A 24,803-nucleotide genomic window follows, 5' to 3' on the forward strand; every position below is an offset into this window, starting at 1 on the left:
GATTAATTAATTTTTACCTGAGATCCCTTTACTATGGTTACAGCCCCGGATTTAAGTTCCGAACCAGAGCTTCCTTCTGCTTTCAACTGAGCACTTGCTTTGATACTGATATTAGTTCCTTCCATCTTAATGTCACCTTTTGCTTTCATCTTGATGTCTTTCCCACTTTCTATACTAATGCCGTCTTTATTAAGCGTAAGGATATTGGAATGTTCATCTTCTATTTTAATGATGTCTGCATCTTCGTCCAGGATCACTTTTTTTCCTTTTGGTGTTTCAAGGGTGTAAGAGATTTTGTCGTCATTAAAGATCATTTTCATTTCGCTTCGGGTAACAAATCCTTTTTCGTGATTATCGTCAGAAGCTACAATTGGAGCAGGCTTGGTACTGCTGTTTAACATTCCAAGTACCACAGCATCATTAGGATCATCATTAATGAAACCGATAATGACCTCATCACCGATTTCCGGCCTGAAAAATGATCCTCTGTTTTCTCCGGCATCCAGTGTAGCAACTCTTGCCCAAATTCCTTCCTCTTCGTTATTGATGATTGGGATTTGTACTAAAATCCTGTCTTCACCATCCGGATCCGATTCTAATTGTGATACAATACCGATATGCAATCCGTTTATGGAGGGAATAATTCCTGAGCCCGGTATCTCGCTTATATCATAAGTTTCTGAAAACCATGTTGGAGAAAGTCCGAATTGTGCATCAACCAGCCAATTTCCTTCAGCTATTTCGTGACGAACACCTGTAACATAAATTTTTCCATTAAATCGGTTTCCTACTCCTTGTAGCGTTAAAGATACTCCCGGCTTCACAGAAGGAATTCCCTGAAATTTTACTCTTCCTCTTGTTTTAGCCAATTGCTGAAAGGTTGCTTTTGCATCACTCCAATCTTGTAATTCGTTTTGAGTAAGATTTCCGCCGTGTTTAAGCTGAAGATCTTCAATTCCGAAAACTTTCGCTAAATCTCCGGATGAAAGATTTCCATTCAGATTAATAGCCGGATTCTGAGCTTCCACTTTTGTCAGTTCCTGATCGGTATAGCTCCAGCTTTTAGCTGTAATTTTGTTGAATTGATCTCTTGCGTCAATTTCACCGTCAAATTCGTGTACTGAGGATCCGTAAACAACGGTTTCCACTTCTTTTCCACTAAAATCGGGTTTCGCTATTTTCACCGTTCCGTCATCAACAAAACACAATTTACCGTTTGCCTGTGCTCTGGTTAACATAAAATCCCAATCAGAAGCCTGATACTGAACCAATTCTTTATGTGAATTTGAAGTAGCTTCAACATCGGCAGTTGCACCGCTATTACCAATCAGTTCTTCGATAATATCACTGTCTTTGCTGTCGTAGAAATATTTGCTTTTTCTTCCCAAAGTCATTTTCACAGCTTTATCTCTGCATTCGATAATGAGGTAAGAAAAGCCACTTCTAACTTTTATATTATGTTTTACAACAACTCCTTTAAAAATGGTTTCTTCTTCAGAGTGATATCCTGCTGTAATTTCAATTTCTTTTCCGGGAATTAACAGTTCTTCATTACTTAGCTTAAAATCCTGTTCTGGTACGCTTCCATCTAAAATAACGATGCGGGCATATGGAATTCTGTTGACTTCTTTTTCTACAACAATACTTTTAACTCCATATTTACCCGGCAATTCGGTACCTCCGGACATCACTTTAAAAGTTATTAAGTCCGGGGTTTTAGCCGTTTTTATATATCCACTGTTGTTCATTTTATGATGTTTTTTCTATTGGTGGAAAGTATAGCTCACTCCCTGGTTTTAACTGTCTGAAATTGATAAGACCATTTGCTTTAGCTACCTCCAGATAGTATTTAGAATCTCCGTAAATTCTTTCGGTCATTAAGGGCAATGTATCTCCGTCCTGGACTGTTCTTTTATGAGTAAGATCCGGAGAGTTCGTATTATCTATGGTCTTCATTAGCTCCGGACTAATAGATTCACTAAATGTTGCTTTTGCTACTACTCTTAAAGGTTTCCCTTCACTATCAAATAACTTGTATTCCATCGTCAGGTCAGTAAGTATACCTTTAAATTCGTAGGCAGAGTTAGAACTTGCACCTGAAGCCAAACTTGAACCCCATCGAAGGATTACATTGCTAGGTTTATGTATATTCCCTATAAACTTTCCTGTTGCTGCATAAAAGTCTGTAATTTGCTGTGTTACTGTATTTTCTTCAGTTATACTTTTACTTGCTTTTTTTAGCTTTTTCAGCTTATTTACAAGTGTATTTCCAGGATTACTATCGGTTACGCCCGTATCATCAAATAAAAATTCGATCTGTAAACTTGGAGCAAGTGACTTTTCATATTTTGTATTCGTATTCGATGTTCCTGCAGCTTGCTCTGTATTTTGAAATGTTTTATACGCTATTGAAAAACTTGTAGGGTTAATAGTTGCTGTAAAAGCATTAGCCTTAATCAAAGCAGTAGGTGAAAAACTATTATCTTTATACGTATCTATCATTAACTTTGCCATTATCTTTCTTTTTTACGTTTTTCAATATTTGACATTTGTTCTACACTTTCACTAATTGCCCGCATAATTTTTGCTTCATCAACTGATGTTGCATTTGTTGTTGCTGCTGCTTTTTCATCCACATTTATTTTAATGTGAAGCTCTTTTATTTCTATTGGCATTTCGTTTGTTTTTTTATCAATTATTAATATCCAAAAACACTAATAACCAATGATTTAACATATTTATTTTAAAAAATCTAAGCACATGAAAAGTGCGTTCAGTCTTACTATAGACCAATCTCTTGTTATTTATCTGAAAAGTTTTGCTGAATGTTATCTGAAAACTAACACACTTTTCGTGCTTAGATTAGATTTAGAAATTACAAGCCTAAGCTTGCTAATGATGAGGGTATTGTGAAATATCTGTATTTCAGTTCTATGGTTTCAATAGCAAGTTTGCTTTCTTCTGCGTTGAATTCTGATACTTCCCATTTTACAGGATACGCTCCAACTACATTCCAAACCATTAAAGGTGCTGTAGATTGCAGACCTCCCGAAAGGGTAATGATCAGATCTCTGGGTTCAAACTCGAAGTTTTCCATCGCATTTCTGCACCAGCTGATCAATCCGGAACTTACGATCAATCCACGTTTAAGAACTAAATTAGGATATTTTGGTCTCAAAGGAAGCTGATGAGTAAATCTGTTTTCGCCTCCTTCGGCATATTCTTCAGTTGGAATTTCTGTTGATAAACCGGAGATCGATTGAAATCTGGAGTCAATACCCTCTGTTGTCGAGATCCCATTAACAATAAAAGAGAAACTGGTTGGAGGATATAAAAGAGCCATGATTAGTTATTTTCGATAGTTAATCCTTCGTGTGCAATTTCCAGTGTCTCAATGGCAACTTCATTTCCTTCTGCTTTCAGATCTGTTGAATTCACTTTAAGAACGAATGCATTTTTTACTTTCCAGGTTACTGCAGGCTCTCCATTCTCATCCAAAAGAGAAATTGTAATGGATCTTCTCTCTACTGTATTCAATTGAATCGTCTGAAACCATTCAAAAAATTCGTTATCCCCCTTGAAAGTTCCTCTCTTCAATGTAAGATTGCTGTATGTTTTCAATCCCGGCATTTTAATCTTGCTGAAGTCCGGACTTGCTCCGTGTCTGTATTCAATCAAAGCAGCTTCAGCATTTAATCCGCTCACTTCCTGGAATCCTACTTTTGTTCCGCCCCAATCTACTTCAAAGGCAAACTTTACTAATGGATATGTACTCATAATGTATGTATATTTATGTTATTGATTTATTTTATGCTTCCTGTAATTTGTGTGAAAAACGAAGGACAATAAATTCAGCCGGACGCACTGCTGCCATACCAATTTCGATATTCATTCTTCCTTCCAGGATATCCTGTGCAGACATGGTTTTGTTTAAACCTACACTTACGTAATACGCTTCTTCAGGCTTGCTTCCTGCCAAAGCTCCGTCCTGCCACTGCTGGTTCAGGAAATTCTCTATCATAGTCTGTACGCGGATCCACGTATTGGCCGTATTCGGTTCGAAAACGAAACGTTCTGTCGCTTTTTTCACCGATTCTTCCACCATATTGAAGAAACGACGTACAGAGATATATCTCCATTCATTGCTGTTTCCGTCCAAGGTTCTTGCTCCCCAAACCAAACTTCCTTTTCCAGTAAAAGTTCTAATGGCGTTAATTGATTTTCCTGTTGGATTTACATTATACGTCATTTGCTCTTCATGAGAAATTTTCACCTTAGGTGCTACAACATAGTTAAGCCCAACATTTGCAGGTGCTTTAAATACTCCGGAAGTGCTGTCTACTTTTGCATAAACTCCTGCTATTGCTGATGATGGTATTAGTACTACTGGCGTAGATTCAATTGCTTTTTTAACTTTGTTGTATAATTCTGAATTTGAAGTTTTCAATGTAGTTAAATTAACGCCCTGCACTGTTGAAGCATCATAATTGTAACTTAGAACAGTTTCTAATTTTGGATAATAAACAGCGCCGTATTTTAAACGCTCTCCGCTTGGTCCTGCAGAAGGTCCTGTTATATCTTTAAATTCATCAACATCTCCAACCACATCCATAATAACAAATCTGTCTTTTAATAATTCTGCCTGATCTAAAGCTTTTTCGTATAACCTATACGCTTCATTCGCTAAAGCTTCAGCATCCGGGAAAACAATAAGAGTTGGTTCATCTTCTCTTTCTAAAGTAACAAGACCATCTTCCAGATCATCCAATTCCACTGCAGACAAATAATTTCCTACAGAAACAATATAACATGGTCCTCCACCATTAGCAAAATACATTTGCATAGCATAATACATTTTGAAACCACTTGGAACTACAGTGGCTCCAACTGAATTATCAGTATTTACAGTGACTGTAAAAGTTTCTGCATTTGCTTTTCCAAAAAGTGTTTCGTATTCCAACATTGAAGAAATTCTTGTCGGTTCATTTTTTGGTCCTTCTGCTGTATATCCGATAAAAGCAGGAATAGCCGTTTCTACTTGTGCTACAGAGGGTGGGAATTTTGCAACTTCCTCTACGTAGACTCCAGGTGTTTTGTAATTCATTTTTTTTAATTTTTAAGTTAATAATTAGTTATTTTCGATCGTTAATCCTTCGTGTGCAATTTCCAGTGTTTCAATGGCAACTTCATTTCCTTCTGCTTTTAGATCGGTTGAATTCAATTTAAGAACGAATGCATTTTTTATTTTCCATGTTACTGCAGGCTCTCCATTTTCGTCTAGAAGAGAGATTGTAATCGATCTTCTCTCTACTGTGTTGAGCTGAATCGTCTGAAACCATTCAAAAAATTCGTTATCACTTTTGAAAGTTCCTCTTTTTAAAGTAATGTTGCTGAAAGTTTTCAAGCCCGGCATTTTAATCTTGCTGAAATCCGGACTTGCCCCGTGTCTGTATTCGATTAAAGCGGCTTCGGAATTTAATCCACTTACCTCCTGAAATCCTACTTTTGTTCCACCCCAATCTACTTCAAAGGCAAACTTTACTAATGGATATGTACTCATAATGTATGTATATTTATTATTAATTTATTTATGCTTCCTGTAATTTGTGTGAAAAACGAAGGACAATAAATTCCGCCGGACGTACTGCTGCCATACCGATTTCAATGTTCATTCTTCCTTCCAGAACATCCTGTGCAGACATAGTTTTGTTTAAACCGACACTCACATAATACGCTTCTTCAGGCTTGCTTCCTGCCAAAGCTCCGTCCTGCCACTGCTGATTCAGGAAATTCTCGATCATAGTCTGTACGCGGATCCATGTATTGGCTGTATTCGGTTCGAAAACGAAACGTTCTGTCGCTTTTTTCACCGATTCTTCCACCATATTGAAGAAACGACGTACAGAGATATATCTCCATTCATTACTATTTCCATCCAACGTTCTTGCTCCCCAAACTAGTGGACCTTTTCCTGTAAAATTTCTGATAACATTGATAGACTTTCCTCCTGTTTCATCTACATTAAGCACATCTTGTTCTCTATCAGAAACTTTTATCTTAGGTGCTACCACATAGTTAAGCCCAACATTTGCAGGTGCTTTCCATACTCCGAAAGTACTGTCTACTTTTGCGTAAACTCCTGCTATTGCTGATGATGGACCTAATATTACGGGTTGAGATTCAATTGCTTTTTTAACTTTGCTATATAATTCTGAATCTGAATATTTTAAATCATCTAACGCAGTACCTAAAACCATAATGGTTTCTGCATCATAATTATAACTTAAAACTGTTTCTAATTTTGGAAAATAAGCAGCTCCATATTTTAAATGTTCGCCACTATTTAACATAGCTCTAAACTCTCCAACTTCACTCCAATCATTTTGATAATTGACATCCAAAATAACGAATCTGTTTTTTAAATCTCTCGCTTGCTCTAAAGCATATTTATATAAAATGTTGGCATTTGATCCTAAAGCTTCAGCATCCGGGAAAACTATAAGAGTTGGTTCATCTTCTTTCTTTAAAGTATCAAGACCTTCAATTAGTTCATTAAAATTTACTGTTGAATAGTAGTTGTTTTCCTGTCCCACTGAAACGATATAACATGTTCCACCTCCATTAGCAAAATACATTTGCATAGCATAATACATTTTAAAAGGGCTGGGTGTTATATTAGCCTCAACTGAATATCCAGTAACGGAATCGCCTGATACATCAATTAAGAAGTCTTCAGGGTTTGCTTTTCCAAAAAGAGCTTCGTACTCCAACATCGAAGCTATTTTTGTTGGTTTGTTTTTTTGACCTTTTCCTGTATACCCGATAAAAGCAGGAATAGCTGTTTCAACTTGCGCTACGGAAGGCGGAAATGTTTCCTTCTCCTCCACATAGACTCCAGGGGTTTTGTAATTCATTTGTTAAAATTTTTAAATTAATATTATATCTCGAAATAAAACTTCAAGTATTTTATTCGTTTATTACTTTTATGATTGTTGTAATTGGTGTGAGAAATTCAGGATGATAAACTCTGCAGGGCGCATTAATGCTATTTTGATTTCCACATTCATCGGATTGGTAATATTTCCAGTAATAGGATCTTTGGTTCCGTAAACTTTTACTTCGTAGGCTTCTTTCGGCGTACTTCCTGCCAATGCACCATCCATCCATTGCTGATTAAGAAAGTTTTCCAACATTGTTTTTGCTCTAAGCCATGTTTGGGGAATATTGGGTTCGTCAATAAATTTTACAAGTGCTTCGCTGATCGATTGTTTAATCATATTATAATAGCGACGTACATGTATATATTTCCATTCATTGTCATTTCCATCATCTTTTTTATCCTTTCCATCCAGGGTTCTGGCTCCCCAGATTAGATTGCCTTTTCCGACAAAAGTCCTGATTGCATTGATAGACTTTCCTGAAGAATGGATGTTTAAATCTGCTTGTTCCTGATCAGAAACTTTTTCTGTAGGTGCAATTACATAATTAAGGCTTACATTTGCCGGAGCTTTCCACACTCCTCTAATACTGTCTACTCTACCATATATTCCTGCTATTGCTGATGATGGCGGTAAAATAACTTTTAAGGATTTAATGGCTTCTTTTACCTGATTGTACAATAAAGAATCGGATGTCTGTAAGCTTTTCAATGTTAAACCATTTGCACTCCCAAGCCTATCTTCTGTATTCAGAATTGCTGTTTTTAATGCATTAAAACCTCTGCTAAAAAGTGGTGCATTTTCGTCTAAATCTTCAGGTACAATAAAATCATCTATTGTTGCGTCATATAGCTCATTTAATACGGCTTTTGCGTCATTAATTGCCTCTGTTAAAGCATTTTTCGTGTCAGCTGTTTCATTTACTTCTTCAGCAATTACAATAGCCTGATCCAATAAATCGGCAAGTATAAATCCGTTTGCTGATTCACCCGAAACTTCATCGACTGCTAAGTTTTTTAACTCATCCAAAGCAGCAATCTCTTCTTTATAAAAAATTGTGCTATCTTGTGCTTCTTCCTGTAAACCAGTATGTACAATAGGTAACTCGTCCTCATCAAAAGCATAATTCAAAATCGTTTTTAAATGAGGGAAGTAAGCTGCTGCCTGATTTGTCGGATTGAGAATTCCGGCTCTAAAATGGCCAATGGTATTAAGATCATTTGATGTAATTACAGAATTTCCTTCATAGGTATCTAAAATGGCAAACCTGTTTTTCGTCCCCAATTTTCCTATTGTATAATTATAGAGTTCGTAAAAACTGGGCTCGCTTAACGATACTGCATCGGGGAACACAATAAGAATTGGATCTTTAATAGCTTTTAGGGTTTCGGTTTTATCCAGTCCGGTTTTCAATGAAGATAGCTGCACTCCAGCCAAAGTTGAAGCATAAGTTCCTACAGAAACAATATAGCAGGGACCGCCGCCATTGGCAAAATACATCTGCAGCGAATAATACATTAGAAATTGTGCTTCCGGAGTTACAAGGGCTACTCCTCCATCTCTGCTGTCTCTTAACCGAATATTTTCCTTTTTTGCTTTTCCAAACTTGTCTTCATATTCTAAAAGAGAACTGATTTTAAGTTTTTCATTATGATTATCATTAATATCATAATCATCAGGAATTAACTCTGTATACCCAATAAATACTGGCATTGCGGTATCCGCTAAGGCTATTGAATAGGGAAGCTTTGTAAATTCCTCTACTGAAACACCCGGGGTTGTTGGATTTGGCATGATTTAAAATTTGAAAAAATGGTTATTAGTTTTTATTTTTTATCGTTAATTAACTTTAATGCTTTGAATATTAACGTCATTAATTAATTCAATAGAAGTAGCATCCTTAGCCGAAATTTTGATTACACTGATTTTATATAAAACCGAAGGCATCACTTTTCCGCCCAATAATCCCCAGACATAGCTTAACTGTTCAAAAGGGATAGAATGCAGTTCAATTCTGAATTTAAAGTCATTTTCTTTATTACCTGCCGGATCAGAATATTCCAGTACACTGTTGGTCTGAAACACCTCAATAACTTTTGAAATATTGATTAAAGCATTTTCATAGGTGGCTCTGTTTGCAGAGATCATCACATATAGATTTAAATAAGCTGGCGGACTCTCCATTTTTATTTCATATTGAGTTGAATTTTCGCTTACCGGAACCTTATTATATCTTGATCTGTTTTTTAATGTTGATTCTTCTTCAACGTTTAGCAAGGTAATGACTACCTTATCACCCAAGCCTGAAGTGTCGTCATCATGTTTTGCTATGTCATCAACAACAGCAATATCCTCTAAACCTTCTGAATCATTCAGTTGATCTTTTAAAACGGTCAATACTTCTTTTATCATAATTCTGTTCTTAATTGTTATGCTGCAAACATACAATCGTTCTCAACCAAAAGACAAATATTTCGGGGGCTCAAACCTGTCTTTGCAGTAAACAAAATTTTCACTAATAATTGAAAAAACAAAAACAAACAAACCACAATAAATTAAAAATCAAATATTTAAAAGCACACATAAAAAGAAAAACTTAAATAAAAATAATATTAAATCTAAAACTAGTGATATTTAAAAGCAAATATCATTTCTTAATATGTCTATCTAAATGCGGTTAAATAAGCTTTAAAAATTACAAATCCGGATCATCAGAAAAATAATTTTCTCTTTTACTGCAAAGACTGAATACAACCGCCTCATAATTATAAAAAACGTCTTTTGTTCGCTTAATTTTGTCCAAGAATTTAAAACTTTATCACATGAATATCAAAAAACTTTTTAGTAAACGAAATGAAATCATTGACGGTCACTTTAATGAATTACGCTCAAAAATGGGTATGGCCAGCCAAAGTGAAGAGTATGTTTTCTCTATAAGAGAAGAAATCTGCAATGCATGTCCTTTAAAAAATGGTAATAATTGTAATGCTATGAAATGGCTTAATCCCAATACGCTGGAAGTTGCAGATCATCCGAAAGATGGGTTTGTAAGAGGTTGCGGATGCAGATTGAGCGCAAAACAAAGATCAACGTTAAGTCTTTGCCCTGCCGGTTTTTGGGGAGGAGAGTTTGATTAAAATTAAACAATTTAATAACCTTATTTTTTATAATTAATCCTATTTAGTGTGAAGCAGAATCATATCATTCAGAAAGTTTTTATCGAAATTACAGTAAACAATAAAGAAAAAGCATTTAGTATAAAAGAAGATATTAATAGCTTTTTGTCTATGGATGTTTTTCCGGAAATAGAAAAGTATATCAATGCTTTAGATTACAAATTAGATAATCATATCTTGCAAATTCCCCGGTTAGCACTGAATCTGGATGTAAAAAACAGCTCGTTAGATGCAGAGTTAAAAGAGAAAATCACTCAACTCTTTAAAGAAGAAATTGAAGAAATTACAAAATCAATTGACACTTCAGAAGAAACAGAACATGATTCTAAAGCATATCTGATTGACCATCAAAAAAAATTAGTTCAAACTTTTATCTATTTTCTGGAAAAAGGACATACCCCATGGTGGAATTCTGATGAAAAACATATTGCTTTTTTAGAACCAAAAGTATTCGACACTCTCATTATGGTAAACGACTTACAAGAAAGCATCATCCCGATTTTATCTAAACCAAATGTTCAGGATCGGATTATCCATCAACTTTCGAACGAGCAGATCGCACAATTATGTCTGGTAATTTTAAAAAATAAGGAGTTAAAAATCAATTTGGGAGACAGTATTACGCATCCCATATCTAAACTGAGCCATAATGAAAGAATCATTATGTGGCGTTTAATTTTGAATGTCTTATCAAAGTATGTAAGCTCATCAAATAGCAATATCAGGGAATATCTTCTACAACAAATAGCAAATGCAGAATCAGCTTCAGCTGTTTTCTCAAAGGCAAAAAAGAATCATCAGAATGTGAAAACAATAGTTGAGATATTCCCTTTTATTAATAAAAATGAAATTATAGAAATCATCAAAAAAAATTCAGAAAATGCCTCTAAGAACGAAGAAATTTTGATCGTAACAACTTCCCAAAAGGATACAGAGGCCAAATTAAACATGCGTGATGAGGATTTAATTAAAAACGAGGGGCAATATGTTCAAAACGCAGGACTTATTTTAATACATCCGTTTATTAAAATTTTTTTTGAACATTGTCAGCTTCTTCACCCCAAAACCCAACAACTTATTGATCCTGAATTATGTGCCCATTTGCTACATTATATTGCTACCGGAAAAACAAACGCTCCGGAGTATGAAATGACTTTCGAAAAATTCTTATGTAATATTCCTGTGAATAAAACCATTAACAAACATATTAAACTTTCGAGCAAACATAAAACACAAGCTAAAAATGTAATAGAAAGTGTTCAACACAATTGGGCACCTATGAAAAAATCATCAGTCGCCCTGTTACAAAACGAATTTTTCCAGCGTTCTGGTAAGTTAATTATTACTGATCATGACTACACCCTGACTGTGGAACGAAAAACACAGGATATTTTATTAGAAAAACTAGATTGGGGAATAGGTCTCGTGAAGCTCCCGTGGCAGGAAAAATTCATATTTGTAAACTGGTAACTGCTGAATGATTTCTTTAAATTATAAAAACTTATACTAACCATGAAGTCATTTATCACTTCATTAGGAATTTTCTGAAAATTTGGGAACTATTGGAACGGAAATAATTTTACCGGAATACAAAACCTTTAATCTTCCTCCGGATCCACCAATCCCTGAATTCTTTTTAAAATTAAGGTTCTTAACCGTTCTTCATGCTGATCTCCCCACTGTCCCAAAGCTCCTACAACTGGGATCAGGCTTTCACCAAACTCAGTTAAGCTATATTCTACTTTTGGGGGTACGACAGGGTAAATTTTCTTCGTAACCAACTCGTGGTCTTCCAACTCTTTTAGCTGGATATTTAAAACTCTTCGTGATGCATCCGGAATTTTACGCTGCAATTCGCTTGGTCTTTTATGTCCCTGATAAATAAACCAAAGAAGACGGATTTTCCATTTGCCGTACAGCACTTCACCGATTAGGTCAAGACCACAATTCAGATTCGGAATTATTTTTCTCTCATACATAATGTAAAAGTAAGCGTATGTTCCGATTTGTACAATAGGGGAATAATTTATCCCTATCTGAATCGTAACTCCGTACTTGTATGAACTGTTTTTATACCTCAATTTTGTCCTATAAACAAATCTAAAAAATGGAACAATTTAATTACAACAATGAGTTATCCGGCAAAATTGCATTGGTAACAGGAGGTACAAAAGGAGCAGGAAAAGCCATTGCAGACAGACTGCTACAAGCTGGCGCAACGGTTATTATTACCGCAAGAAATACCCCTGAACAAGAGAACAGTAATCTTCATTTCATTGCATCCGATCTGAGTACAGCAGAAGGTACCCAAAAAGTAATCAGCGAAGTGCTTTCGGGCTACGGAAGACTGGATATTTTGGTTAACAACCTTGGTGGATCATCTACTCCTGCAGGCGGGTTTGCCGTGCTTAATGATCAAGATTGGGAATCAACGCTACAGGCTAATCTTTTGGCTCCGGTTCGGCTAGACAGGGGATTTTTACCGCAAATGATCGAGCGAAAAACGGGTGTTATTATTCACATCGCTTCTATCCAAGGTAAACTGCCTCTATACGATTCTACTTTACCTTATGCAGCCGCAAAAGCAGCACTGAGAAACTACAGCAAAAGCTTATCAAACGAAGTTACTCCTAAAGGTGTTCGTGTATTGGCGGTTTCTCCAGGCTGGATCAATACAACAGCATCGGAAGCCTGGCTGGGCGAAATTGCAAGAAATTCGAACAGTACGGTAGAAGAAGCGCAACAGGGCGTAATGGATGCATTGGGAGGAATTCCTTTCGGAAGACCTGCTGAACCTGCCGAAGTTGCCGAATTTGTAGGCTTTTTGGTTTCACCAAGAGCCAGCTATTTAACAGGAACAGAATATGTAATCGATGGCGGAACAGTACCAACCATTTAATAATCATTAAAAAAATAGAAAATATGAACTTACCAAATGTAATCAGCGAGTTAGTAAAAACACAGAATAATTTTGATAGTGCTGCTTATGCACAATGTTTTGCAGAAACAGCCGTAGTTTTTGATGAAGGCAAAACCCATACAGGGAGAAAAGAAATCGAACAATGGATCGACAAATCCAACAAAGATTATAAAGCCACAATGGAGCCGGTAGATTATGAGGAGAAAAAAAATATTTTGTCAGCAAAAATTTCAGGAACATTTCCGGGCAGTCCGATTATTTTAAAATTTCATTTTGAAATTGCGGACGGAAAAATCCAGCACTTAAAAGTGACAGAATAAAATACACAAAAATGTATTTCTAAAACCTGATGGTATAAGTCTGAGAATCGTTTATCAGAAAACTTTTCTCTGAAAATAAGGATCGACAATATCAAAAAAAGTCCGTTCACGAGTGGTGAGACGGACTCTTTTTTATTCAAAAAGTTAAAATAATATTTCAACGAAATTAACCTTTCATATTCAATCTTTCCTCCTGCAAATCCAATAATCTCAGATGTTTTCTGATAATATTTTCATCCAGTAAAAGCTCTTCACGGTTTTTATTGATAAGCCAGCTTCTTTGAGCGTCGAGTATGTCAATATAAATACGTCTGTATTCCTCATAATTCAGAATGATTTCAGAACTGCTCAACTGGTTTTCGTATTTCTGCAATTGATCTTTCAACGCCGGAAAACTTTCTATTTTGTCTGCATAGTCACTTCGGATTTTATCAATAGCTACTTTTGCCAGATTGTTTAGAATTTCATAATCGATTTCTTTTGCACTTCTTATAAAATCCCTATCTACCGGCGGAAATCTTTTAAGTAAAAAAGGAAGTGTAAGCCCCTGTAAAAGCAGCGTCAACAGAATCACGATAAAAGTAATGAAAAGGATCATATTTCTTTGTGGGAACGGAGAGCCGTCATCTAAAGTCAAGGGAATGGAAAGCGCCGCCGCTAAAGACACCACCCCTCTCATTCCGGTCCATCCAATAATTAAAGGCGTTTGCCACCCAGGTGATTGCGGATCGGCAACAGTAATGAAATTTCTCATCACTAAGGTTGTAATGAGTGCCCCATACCCTGCTAAAATCCTGACAATAATAAGCACTACGGTAACTGCAATTCCGTAACCGATGGCAGTGTAAATATCTGTTTCGCCCAAGCCTGAAACAATTTCCGGCAGGTCTAAACCGATCAGCATGAAAACAATCCCGTTCAACAGGAAACAAAAACTTTCCCAAACGGTTACCGTACGTATTCGCGACGCACTGCTTAAAAAATCATGACTGCGGTAAGAAAGAAATAGTCCTCCAGTAACCACTGCCAGAACTCCGGATGCATGAAGCTGTTCCGCCGCCAGATACATAGAGAATGGTGCAATAAAGGTCAGCAGTATATCTATATTTGGATCAGTAGGCAATATTTTATGCATTTTCAAAAAAACATATGCAATCCCAAGTCCTATTCCCAAACCTCCGAAGCACATCCATACAAAGCTTCCGGCCGCTTCATGCCAGACAAACTGTCCGGTTGCAGCAGCAATCATCGCAAACCGGAAAATGATCAAAGAAGAAGCATCATTCAGCAAACTTTCACCTTCCAGAATGGAAGCCAATCTTTTCGGAACTTTTACAAACTTTAAAATTGCTCCGGCGCTCACTGCATCCGGCGGCGAAACAATCCCCCCTAGCAAAAAACCAAGAGCCAGAGAAAATCCAGGAATAAAATAATTGGCAAAAACAGCAACTGAGAGTGCGGTAAAGAAAACCACTACGAAAGCAAAGCTGAAGATAATCCTGCGCCATCGCCAAAGCTCCTTCCACGAGGTTGACCATGCCGCTTCATACAATAGCGGGGGCAAAAAAATGATAAATAATAATTCGGGTTCTATCTTAATGGGTGGTACTCCGGGAATAAAACTTATAACAAGTCCTGCCAACACCAGTAAAACCGGATATGCAACTTTAATCTTATTGGCCAGCATGATAAGCATCGTAATTAAGAAAACCAAGAAAAGATAAAATTCAAAGTCTTTAAGCATATACAAAATTTTAGATACTTAAATATATATTAAATTCTTAAAAATTTTACATTTCTGTGGAATTTTCACCCTTAGAAAACTAATTACTTTCTTCGTTCATACTTCAGCTGTACCAATCCTGTTTCAAATGTTTTTGCCGTAATGAATTCAAGCGCCTGTTCCGGTCTTCCATCTTTAAAAAGCCTTGTTCCGCCACCTAATAAAATCGGAATCACCGAAATTGTAAACTCGTCGATCAGATGATGCTTCAGTAGTTCATTTATAATTTCAGCACCACCGTCACAATATATATTTTTTCCTTTTTCAGACTTTAAATGTGTGACTAATTCTTTTATATCTCCTGTATAGAAAGTCGTTCTGCCCACTTTTGGTCTTTCGGTTCTTGTGATAACGTAAACATCCCGCTGACCATTGTCATAATGAGATGGGCCTATTTCTTTAAGTACATAATCATAGGTTTTTCTGCCGATTATTACCGTATCAATTTGGGAAGTAAAGTCCGCGTAACCGTAATCTTCCCCTTCTTTTTCTACAATTTTCAAAAAACTCAGGTCATCGTTTGGTTTTGCTATGTAGCCATCTAAACTCATAGCAATGAAAAGTGATAATTTTCGCATTGATTTAATTTTATTATTTGTGCAAATTTACTTTTACTCAACTACCTGTACTTTGTAAAAATGCGACAAATTAAAGTAAGGATGGTGTAAGTCCGGTATTTCGCTTGATGTCATTACTAAGATGCGAATGATCATAATAACCACATTCAAATGCAATATCCAATAAGTTCCGGTTTTGGTCTGAATTTTTAATCAAATGCAAAGCATGCTGAAAACGGATAATATTTGAATATTCTTTGGGTGATAATCCGATCAGCTTTTTAAAATTCCGTTCAAGCTGTCTTACTGTTGTAAAATTTCTTTTAGCCACCTCATCAATGCTTAGCTTTCCGTTTGTTGAATGTATATTTTCAAGTGTGGACTGCAGCCTGATATTTTTGCTCTTTAGCCTATCTGAAAAGAATTGATCAAAATAATTGAATGGATTATTAAATGTTTTATCGATATTAAAAGAATTGGATTTTTCAAATTCAACAGTATCGTTTGTTAATTCATTTTGTGAAGCATAATGATAGAAATTGGCAAATGTTGCAGGTTTTAGACACACACCCAGTAAATGAGTATCCCTATCAATAATGCTGTCCTTGAAAGAATTCATGGCACCTACGACATACGTTTTTCCAAATTCCATTGAAAATGAACCGTTATCCGTCAAGCATGTATTCCCTAAATTGATGAGTACACCAGCACAGCCATCCGGGAAAACGCGCTCCCACTGTTTCTCCGTCTCATTTCCTTTCAATTCCCAATAGAAATGAATAAAAGGTTCTAATTCCCTGCAAGGCTTTATTTTTGTGTAATGCATAGTTTAATTTACATATAGAACAATATTTTCAGCAAAGAACCATCGCCTTTTAAGCTAAATTCCTGTGGAGAAAATGACAATCCGAATCAGATTTTACCGAAGAGTTGAATAAAATCACTCTTGATTCTCCTTTATTAATATTCAAAATCACAATTTTAACTGTAGTTGGAAAATTTTGTAAAAGTAAAGTTGCGAAATTGTTTTTTATATTCGGATATAAAGTTAGTTTACTTTAATGAACATCATTATTTGTAAAGAAACATTATTTTTTCTATGAAAGTAAATCAATCTTTAAAACCCATTTTGCAAAATCTTTAACAATTCTGTCTGCTGCATTACGTCATTTTTGCTGTTGATAAGATTAAAATTTGCTTGTAGCCAGTTATTTCGTACAATAAAAAAAGTGTAGGCATCCATTAGACCTTCTTTGTATTTTTCTTCAGATTTTTGAAATGATAATCTCTGGTTTTCGAAATTGAGTTCTAAAAGATTGAATTTTTCCTGAGCATTGAGATACTGAGCTTTTATTGAATTGATGGATTTTGTAAGATCATTGACGATTAAATCTTTATCGTAATTTGAATTGATAACATTCAGTTTTGCTATTTCTACATTATTTTTAATCTGAAACCTGTTAAATATCGGAATATTAAGCCCAAATGAAACCGATTGATTTTTATTTTGGCTAAACTGATCCGAAAAATTGGTATTTACCATTTGATTATTTCCTAAGAACCGATTATAAAAAGTGGACCAACTGTAATTTCCCGTTAATGTAGGTAAATAAGCAGATCTTTCAACACTGATACTTTTTTCCTTTACCTGAATTTCTGCGAGTATGGTTTTATAAGCAGGGTTATTTTCTATAAGCTTCTGAGTAAATCCCGAATCTGAAAAATTTTCAGTCAGTAAATTTTCTTCAGTCATCACAAAATCAATTGAATCATCTCTCATATTCAAAGCATTAAGGAGATTGATTTTGGCCAAATCACGCTGATTTTTTGCAGAAACCCACTGTTCCTGTAATGTTCCCAAGTTTGCTTTGATATCGTAAATATCGCTTTTAGGACGGTTTCCGATCTCGACTTCTTTTTCTGTTCGCCTGATCTGTTCTTCGATTCCTGAAATTTGTGTCTGAAGAACTTCAAGCCAGCTTTTGCTGTTCTGATAAGCAAAAAAGGTCTGTACAACATTCAGTTTCACTTCATTCTGAGCCTGTTTCAGCTTATAAGTATTTGTTGTTTTATTAAGCTTAGACAAAGAAATATTTAAATAATTTCTCCAGTTAAACAATTCAACATTTGCCTGAGCAAAAATCTGATCATATTGTGTATTGAGCGCTTCTCTCTGATTATTGGATTGATTAATGGATGAACCGAAACTGTAACTATGGTTCACCCCTGCATTTACTGACGGAAGCAACATACCTTTTGACGCTGCGATCTGGTGGTCGCTTTTCTGAATGTTTACTGTTGCCTGTTTTATAAGCGGATGATTTGCCGAGGCATAATCAAGACATTCTTTGAGCGTCCATGTTTGCTGAGCAGGAAAAAGATTGATGATGAATATGAAGAATATTTTTTTCATTTTTTTAATTATTTGATGATTGTATAGACCATCCGTAAAAAATTCTTTTGAACTTTCAACACACTCCAGAGGAGGAATTTTATTCGTATTTCAGGTATTTCACAAGACTCACTTTTGTAGCTTGGTAGGCTTTTATGCTTACAACTGCAAAAGTCAAGATCAATAATGAAATCATGCTCAGAATGAAAGGTAAAACCGGCATATCAATTCGATAGGCAAAATCTTTCAGCCATTCATTCATCAGATAATAACTGATTGGAACACTCACAATAACTGCTGTAAAAGTAATCCAGAGAAATTGTTTCGTTAACCCTATAATCAAAGTTCTGTCTGAAGCACCTAAAGTTTTTTTAATGGCTACATCTTTTAATTTTTGCTCGATTATTAATGAAGATAATGCGAATAATCCCAATAAAGCCACCATTAAAACCATTGCATTCAAAATAGTAAAAAGCGTTCGTTGCTTCTGATAGGTTTTAAAAGTTTTTGCAAATTGTTTATCTATAAAGTAATAATCTACAGGATAACCTGGTTCTACATTATTTTGCCAATAAGTTTGTATTCTTTTTACTGTATCATCAATATTGTCGGTTTTTAATTTTAGCTGAATATTATAGACATCATATCTTTTCCATTCGGTTTCTTTATAATGAAAAAACACAACCGGTTCTATCTGCGATTTTAGATTTCTGATATTAAAATCATTTACAATACCTACAATATGATAGTTTTTATCATAATCAAATCCTGGATGAAAAACATTCTTCAAAGCCTCGTCATCACTCCAACCGAATTTTCTTACGAAAGCTTCATTCACCAGAACATTACTTATCGTATCAGATGCGAGATTCGGATTCAGCCAGCGACCTTTTTTTAGTTTTACATTAATAAACTGGAGGTAATTATAATCCATAGAACCGTGCTGAGCCTGTATGCTTTTATCCATATAATCAATATTTGAATCATTGCTTCTTCCACTTCCGGGAACAGCTTCTCCATATGAAATATCTACAACACCCTCTATTTTTTTCATTTCAGTTTTAAGCCTTTCATATTTTAGCCAAGGTTTTGAATTTTCTTCATTAAAACTGATCATCATAATCTGCTTTCCACTGTACCCAAGATCTTTATTCATCATGTATTTCACTTGTTGATTGATAATTAGTCCGCCAATGATGAAGAATGAAGAAATAATCAATTGTAAAGTCAAAATTCCGTTTCTTAACCAAACTCCATGTCTGCTTCTTGCAAAGTTTCCTTTTAGTGTTTCTATCGCTTTGAAATTTGACAGATACATTGCCGGTATCAAGCCTGAAATTAAGGTTACTATTATTACCATTGCAAAAGAATAAAAATAGATGTTCCAGTCATCCATCTTCATTTCTTTATCATAAAACTTATTGAAGCTTGGTAAAAGAAGCTCTGTTAAGGCCAATGAAAGCAGATAAGAAGCTATACAGATTACAAAAGTCTCCAGTAAAAACTGTAAAACAAGGTTAGATTTTGTACTTCCAATTGCTTTTCTTACTCCAATTTCTTTTGCTCTTTGAGAAGCCTGAGCTGTTTTAAGATTAATAAAATTGATCGCTGATAAAACAACTATTAAAACCGAGAGTATAAAAAGAATCATCAAGGTTTTCAAATCTGGATTACCAAACCACGAAGCCTTTGCGTGCAGCTTTATTTTATCAAGAGGTGTAAGCAAACAATTATTGGGACCATATAATTCTAAATATTTTTGTGGTGTAATGCCAGAACCTCCAGCGTTTACTTTAGCTTTGTATTCGAAAACTTCTTTTACAATTTTTTGTTGAACAACATTAGGATCTGCATTTTTTTTTAACATAAAAAAACAACCGTAATTGAAGTTTCCCCATTCATTTTCGTCATTCTTCATTTGTTCTACAGGCGTAAGCAAAAACTCAGGTTTTATCTGGCTGTTTTCTTTCGGCAATTCATAAACTGCTGTAACAATAAAGCTTTTATCATTAAACTTCAATGTTTCTCCCGCAACGTTGGTTTTGCCAAAGAGATTTTTGGCCGCAGTTGTAGATAGGGCAATTACATTACCATCTTTCAATGCATTTTTATAAGTCCCAGAAATTAATTTAAAGGGAAAAAAATCAAAAAAATTATCCGAAACATTCATTCCATCATCCTGATAAGCAGTTTTATATTTAGTGGTCATCTTAAAGCCCATTCCAGAGCTTTTAAGTAAAACATAATCCTGAACTTCCGGTATAACTTCTTTTGAGTGCTTTGCTATCGGTATGGAAATATTGTTTCCATAAGAGTTTTCTTTTTTACTATATGACTGAAATGAATAGATGCTATCTTTCTTTGGATTCCATCTTTCAAAAGATTCCTCATCATTCCAATGCATCAGGATGAGCATAAATCCTGTCAGTCCAATCGTTAATCCAAATAAATTAATGATGGTGGAAAGCCAGTTTTTTTTGTAATTGATGAATGCTATTTTGAGCCAGTTGTTTAGCATAGTTTCGTTTTTAGGTTGGAAGATGGATGAGGGAAGATGGATGTTAATTATTATATGGAAAAACTTCCAGCATCTATCTTCTAGCTTCCATCTTTATTCGTATTTCAAATATTTAACTAAATTCACTTTCGTTGCCTGATAAGCTTTGATGCTCACAACAGCAAACGTCAGGATCAATAATAAAATCATACTCAGAATGAATGGTAAAACCGGCATATCGATTCGGTAGGCAAAATCTTTCAACCATTCGTTCATCAGATAATAACTGATCGGAATACTTATTAGAACTGCAATTAACGTAATCCAAAGAAATTGTTTCGTCAAACCAAAAATTAAAGTTCCGTCTGATGCGCCCAGTGTTTTTCTAATCGCCACATCTTTCAGTTTCTGCTCAATCATTAATGAAGACAAAGCGAATAATCCTAATAAAGCTACCATCAAAACCATTGCGTTCAGGATGGTGAAAAGTGTCTGCTGTTTCTGATAAGTTTCAAAAGTTTTGGCAAATTGCTTATCAATAAAATAAGAATCAAACGGATAACCCGGTTCTACATTATTCTGCCAATAGGTTTTCAATCTTTTAACAGTTCCGTCGATATCGTCTGCTTTTAATTTTAATTGAATATTACTTACATTGTACCTTTTCCATTCGGTTTCTCTGTAGTGGAAGAATATCATCGGCTCTACTTCGCTTTTCAAACTTCTGATGTTGAAATCTTTCACAATTCCTATGATATGATAAGGTTTGTTATCGAATCCCGGTCTGACTTCCCTTTTCATTGCCTGCTCATTGGTCCATCCGAACTTTCTCAAAAATGCTTCATTAACCAATGCATTGTCAATTGTATCTGATGATAATTTAGGATTTAGAAAACGTCCTTTCAGAAGTTTAACATTCATAAACTGAAGATAATTGTAGTCTATAGAACCGTGGCGAGCCTGAATACTGGTATTCAGATAATCCATATTAGAACTGCTTTGATTATTGCTTCCCGGAGGCGCTTCTGAAAAAGAAATACTTTCTACACCCGGTATTTTAGCCATTTCTGTTCTCAGTCTTTCATATTTCAGCCAAGGTTTCCCGTTATTGAATTCATTGAAATTTATCTGAAAAATCTGATTTCCATTGAAACCTAAATCTTTGTTCATCATATGTTTTACCTGCTGGTTGACAATCAATCCACCGATGATAAAGAATGACGAAATGATTAATTGCAAAGTCAGGATTCCGTTTCTGAGCCAAACGCCGTTTCTGCTTCTTGCAAAGTTTCCTTTCAGAGTTTCTATGGCTTTGAAATTGGATAAATATAAAGCAGGAATAAGACCGGAAATTACCGTAACCAAAACCACCATCACCAATGAATAGAAGTAAATATGCCAGTCGTTCATCACAATTTCCTTGTTATAAAACTTATTAAGACTTGGCAAAAGAATTTCTGTGAGCGCTAATGATAAAAGATAAGATGCAAAACAAATCAGGAAAGTTTCCATCAAAAATTGCAGAACCAGACTGGATTTTGTACTTCCAATCGCTTTTCTAACCCCAATTTCTTTCGCACGTTGAGAAGCCTGCGCTGTTTTAAGGTTAATAAAATTAATGGCCGATAAAATCACAATCAGAACGGATAAAGTAAACAGAATCATCAACGATTTGAAATCCGGTTTCCCGAACCAGGTAGATTCTGAATGCAGTTTTATCTTATCAAGCGGAGTTAGCAATGTATCTGTCGGTCCGTAAGTATCAATAAACTGCTGAGGTGTCATTCCGGAACCTTTAGAGTTTATTTTTGCCCGAAGCATAATAATATCCAGGAATTTTTTCTCAAAGCTTCTAGGATCAGCACCTTTCTTCAGTAAAAAAAAGCTGGCATAATTGAAGTTTCCCCAAGCTTCTTTATCATTTTTGATTTGCTCAGCAGGTTTATACACAAAATCAGGCTTCATCTGGCTGTTTCCGGCCGGCAGTTCATAGACTGCTGTAACAATATAATCTGTGGTGTTAATTTTTATCGTTTCGCCTGCAACATCTGTTTTTCCGAAAAGATTCTTTGCCACAACATTAGAAATAGCAATGTTGTTATCATTTTTGAGAACGTCTTTATAACTCCCGGCAACTAATTTGAATGGGAACAAGTTGAAAAAATTCTCTGAGACCGACATCCCGCCTTTCTGATAAGCCGTCGTATGTTTGGTGGTCATTTTGTAGGCCATATCAGAACCGTTCATCAAAACATAATCTTCGACTTCCGAGATTCGTTTCAATGCATTTTCTGCCAAAGGAATTGAGATAGCACCTCCATAAACATTATCTTTTTTGTAATAAGTCTGGAAATAATAGATGTCATCCTTTTTCGGATTCCACTTTTCAAAGGATTCTTCGTCATTCCAGTGCATTAGGATGAGCATAAATCCTGTCAAACCGATGGTTAAACCAAACAAATTAATGATGGTAGACAACCAGTTCTTTTTATAATTGATGAAGGCAATTTTGAGCCAATTTTTAAACATAATTATTTTTTTGTTGCAGGAAGGATGCTGGATGTCGGAAATTTTTCACCTAACATCCATCATCAGACATCCTTATTTAACAATTATTCGAAGTTTTTTGCGTCTGCTTTTTCGAAAACATCTTTTCTTTGAGAAGAGTGTTCTTCGGAGAAAATTTCACCATCTTTCATATTCACGATTCTGGAAGCGTAGCCTGCATCGTAAGACGAGTGCGTTACCATTGCAATCGTAGAACCTTCTCTGTGAAGTTCTGCAAGGAGATTCATTACTTCATTTCCGTTGGAGCTGTCGAGGTTTCCTGTTGGCTCATCGGCCAGAATTAATTTTGGTCTAGTCACCAAAGCTCTTGCAACCGCTGCTCTCTGTTGCTGACCTCCAGAAAGCTGCTGTGGATAATGTTTTGCCCTGTGAGCAATGTTGATTTTCTCCATAATCTCTTCCACTCTTCTTTTTCTTTCTGAGGAGGAAACACCGTTGTAAATTAATGGTAATTCGATGTTTTCGTAAACTGTCAGTTCATCAATCAGATTAAAATTCTGGAAAATGAACCCGATGTTCTTCTTTCTGATCTCTGATTTTTTCTTCTCAGAAGTTCCAATGGTTTCAACCGATTCAAATTGATAAGAACCTGAAGAAGCGCTATCCAAAAGTCCAAGAATATTAAGAAAAGTCGATTTTCCACAACCTGAAGGTCCCATTATCGCAACGAATTCGCCTTCTTTGATTTGCAGGCTTACATTGTTAAGCGCATTGGTTTGAACATCTTCTGTTTTATAGACTTTTGAAAGGTTTTGAATGTTTATCATTGTAGTATATTTTTTAAATTATGATTCCGAATTTTTTATTTTTAAAGTCAATGACTATCGTTTTATCGAGGAAAAAAACATTTCCCATTACTCCGTCGAGCCCCTGTTGTTCAAAGGAAAAGTAATCTTCGTCTGTAAACCAAAACTCTTTGGTACTGAATGCCGATTTTCCGATGATCACATTTTTATTGGTTTCTATTGCTTTTACAACCAGAGGATTGTTAAAATTTCTGATATTAAAGTTTTCAATAATTTTGGATGAATCAATTAAGTTTTGAAAATTCTTTTTATAAGAAACCATTGGAAAAATACTTGCGCCCGTATCATATTGAAAATGACACACTTTGCCATCAATCTCTAAAGGAAGAATCGGTTTGTTATTGATAATCTTGATGCCAACAAAATCAATTTTTTTAGTGGTTTTTAATTGTTCGCTTACAGTTATTTTTTGGTTAGGAAAATCAATAATCAGATATTTATTTTGAAACAAATCTGCTCCTACGACACCACAAGCTTCCTCCTGTTCGAAGTTCAAAAGCCCGTTAAGTTTAAAATTCTCAATTTTTAATTTTCCAACACTGAAATTCTGATGATCAACAGTGAAAACTTTGTGTCCGGCTGCTTCCATTGCTTCATCTACTTTCTTATTCTTAATAAACTCTGTTTTTTCAAAGCATTTATCATAGATTAAAGTCGTATTGGCGCCTAAATCAAATTGAAACCGATACGTTTTGTTTTCAATAGTGAAAGGCACGCTCATTGCGATTTTATCAACCAATTTCCCGTTAATAGAATCTTTTTCCCATTTAAAGTCAATACTTTGTCCTTTAACAAAAAGACCTATAATGACTGTGATTAAAAACAATAATCGATTTTGCATTTTAG

At 35.3% G+C, this 24,803-nt stretch carries 23 protein-coding genes; 4 read left to right on the plus strand and 19 right to left on the minus strand.

The window, feature by feature from the left end:
- Window positions 1–2 precede the first annotated feature (2 nt).
- From vgrG to ACR1PN_RS07425, 10 genes are all read right to left on the minus strand, one after another.
- Entirely contained in the window at window positions 3–1,748 is a 1,746-nt protein-coding gene (vgrG, locus tag ACR1PN_RS07380) for a type VI secretion system tip protein VgrG (protein ID WP_433979501.1), read from the minus strand.
- Window position 1,749: 1 nt separating this feature from the next.
- Window positions 1,750–2,514: a CIS tube protein gene (locus ACR1PN_RS07385; RefSeq protein WP_433979502.1), complete on the minus strand. Its 765-nt coding sequence runs from the start codon at window positions 2,512–2,514 to the stop codon at window positions 1,750–1,752.
- Complete coding sequence (locus ACR1PN_RS07390) at window positions 2,514–2,675, minus strand: DUF5908 family protein (protein ID WP_169925741.1); 162 nt, start codon at window positions 2,673–2,675, stop codon at window positions 2,514–2,516. The genes ACR1PN_RS07385 and ACR1PN_RS07390 overlap by 1 nt, the downstream gene beginning before the upstream one ends.
- Before the next feature lie 200 nt (window positions 2,676–2,875).
- Window positions 2,876–3,343, minus strand: coding sequence for a phage tail protein (locus tag ACR1PN_RS07395; protein ID WP_100376176.1), 468 nt, complete (start codon window positions 3,341–3,343; stop codon window positions 2,876–2,878).
- 2 nt (window positions 3,344–3,345) lie between these two features.
- The gene (locus ACR1PN_RS07400) at window positions 3,346–3,777 is read right to left on the minus strand and encodes a phage tail protein (protein ID WP_100376177.1); all 432 of its coding nucleotides are present in this window, start codon (window positions 3,775–3,777) and stop codon (window positions 3,346–3,348) included.
- A gap of 31 nt (window positions 3,778–3,808) precedes the next feature.
- Window positions 3,809–5,104, minus strand: a complete 1,296-nt coding sequence (locus ACR1PN_RS07405) for a phage tail sheath family protein (RefSeq protein WP_433979503.1) — start codon at window positions 5,102–5,104, stop codon at window positions 3,809–3,811.
- A gap of 24 nt (window positions 5,105–5,128) precedes the next feature.
- Window positions 5,129–5,560, minus strand: a complete 432-nt coding sequence (locus ACR1PN_RS07410; protein ID WP_433979504.1) for a phage tail protein — start codon at window positions 5,558–5,560, stop codon at window positions 5,129–5,131.
- Window positions 5,561–5,588: 28 nt separating this feature from the next.
- Window positions 5,589–6,914, minus strand: coding sequence for a phage tail sheath family protein (locus ACR1PN_RS07415; RefSeq protein WP_433979505.1), 1,326 nt, complete (start codon window positions 6,912–6,914; stop codon window positions 5,589–5,591).
- 69 nt (window positions 6,915–6,983) lie between these two features.
- Window positions 6,984–8,732 (minus strand): phage tail sheath family protein, encoded by a 1,749-nt coding sequence (locus ACR1PN_RS07420; protein ID WP_433979506.1) that lies wholly within the window; start codon window positions 8,730–8,732, stop codon window positions 6,984–6,986.
- Between the two features lie 45 nt (window positions 8,733–8,777).
- On the minus strand, window positions 8,778–9,350 hold the full coding sequence (locus ACR1PN_RS07425; RefSeq protein ID WP_433979507.1) for a DUF4255 domain-containing protein: 573 nt from the start codon (window positions 9,348–9,350) through the stop codon (window positions 8,778–8,780).
- Between the two features lie 410 nt (window positions 9,351–9,760).
- Between ACR1PN_RS07425 and ACR1PN_RS07430 the strand changes: the two genes are divergently transcribed.
- A complete protein-coding gene (locus tag ACR1PN_RS07430) occupies window positions 9,761–10,075 on the plus strand; it encodes a hypothetical protein (RefSeq protein ID WP_433979508.1) in 315 nt (104 codons plus the stop codon).
- Between the two features lie 48 nt (window positions 10,076–10,123).
- Entirely contained in the window at window positions 10,124–11,584 is a 1,461-nt protein-coding gene (locus ACR1PN_RS07435; RefSeq protein ID WP_433979509.1) for a contractile injection system tape measure protein, read from the plus strand.
- Between the two features lie 128 nt (window positions 11,585–11,712).
- Here ACR1PN_RS07435 and ACR1PN_RS07440 read toward each other — a convergent pair whose 3' ends face one another.
- Entirely contained in the window at window positions 11,713–12,195 is a 483-nt protein-coding gene (locus ACR1PN_RS07440) for a winged helix-turn-helix transcriptional regulator (RefSeq protein WP_433979510.1), read from the minus strand.
- Window positions 12,196–12,221: 26 nt separating this feature from the next.
- Between ACR1PN_RS07440 and ACR1PN_RS07445 the strand changes: the two genes are divergently transcribed.
- On the plus strand, window positions 12,222–13,013 hold the full coding sequence (locus ACR1PN_RS07445; protein ID WP_433979511.1) for an SDR family oxidoreductase: 792 nt from the start codon (window positions 12,222–12,224) through the stop codon (window positions 13,011–13,013).
- Between the two features lie 23 nt (window positions 13,014–13,036).
- Window positions 13,037–13,354 carry a nuclear transport factor 2 family protein gene (locus tag ACR1PN_RS07450; RefSeq protein WP_433979512.1) on the plus strand — a complete coding sequence of 106 codons (318 nt, stop codon included), beginning with the start codon at window positions 13,037–13,039 and terminating at the stop codon, window positions 13,352–13,354.
- Between the two features lie 166 nt (window positions 13,355–13,520).
- On the opposite strand, the gene ACR1PN_RS07455 is transcribed toward ACR1PN_RS07450, so the two are convergent.
- The 8 genes from ACR1PN_RS07455 to ACR1PN_RS07490 all read right to left on the minus strand — a co-directional run bounded on the left by ACR1PN_RS07455 (window position 13,521) and on the right by ACR1PN_RS07490 (window position 24,798).
- Window positions 13,521–15,098 (minus strand): Na+/H+ antiporter, encoded by a 1,578-nt coding sequence (locus ACR1PN_RS07455; RefSeq protein WP_433979513.1) that lies wholly within the window; start codon window positions 15,096–15,098, stop codon window positions 13,521–13,523.
- 83 nt (window positions 15,099–15,181) lie between these two features.
- Window positions 15,182–15,715, minus strand: coding sequence for a dihydrofolate reductase family protein (locus ACR1PN_RS07460; protein WP_433979514.1), 534 nt, complete (start codon window positions 15,713–15,715; stop codon window positions 15,182–15,184).
- A gap of 70 nt (window positions 15,716–15,785) precedes the next feature.
- The gene (locus ACR1PN_RS07465; RefSeq protein WP_433979515.1) at window positions 15,786–16,520 is read right to left on the minus strand and encodes a DUF6597 domain-containing transcriptional factor; all 735 of its coding nucleotides are present in this window, start codon (window positions 16,518–16,520) and stop codon (window positions 15,786–15,788) included.
- A 291-nt stretch (window positions 16,521–16,811) separates the two neighbouring features.
- Window positions 16,812–18,107, minus strand: coding sequence for a TolC family protein (locus tag ACR1PN_RS07470; RefSeq protein WP_433979516.1), 1,296 nt, complete (start codon window positions 18,105–18,107; stop codon window positions 16,812–16,814).
- A 79-nt stretch (window positions 18,108–18,186) separates the two neighbouring features.
- Complete coding sequence (locus ACR1PN_RS07475) at window positions 18,187–20,604, minus strand: ABC transporter permease (RefSeq protein WP_433979517.1); 2,418 nt, start codon at window positions 20,602–20,604, stop codon at window positions 18,187–18,189.
- A 93-nt stretch (window positions 20,605–20,697) separates the two neighbouring features.
- A complete protein-coding gene (locus tag ACR1PN_RS07480; RefSeq protein WP_433979518.1) occupies window positions 20,698–23,112 on the minus strand; it encodes an FtsX-like permease family protein in 2,415 nt (804 codons plus the stop codon).
- An 83-nt stretch (window positions 23,113–23,195) separates the two neighbouring features.
- Window positions 23,196–23,918, minus strand: a complete 723-nt coding sequence (locus ACR1PN_RS07485; RefSeq protein ID WP_120213337.1) for an ABC transporter ATP-binding protein — start codon at window positions 23,916–23,918, stop codon at window positions 23,196–23,198.
- A 13-nt stretch (window positions 23,919–23,931) separates the two neighbouring features.
- Window positions 23,932–24,798, minus strand: coding sequence for a hypothetical protein (locus ACR1PN_RS07490; RefSeq protein ID WP_433979519.1), 867 nt, complete (start codon window positions 24,796–24,798; stop codon window positions 23,932–23,934).
- Between the last annotated feature and the right edge of the window lie 5 nt (window positions 24,799–24,803).

Source organism: Chryseobacterium sp. RLHN22, from assembly GCF_051011795.1.
Lineage (GTDB): Bacteria > Bacteroidota > Bacteroidia > Flavobacteriales > Weeksellaceae > Chryseobacterium > Chryseobacterium zhengzhouense.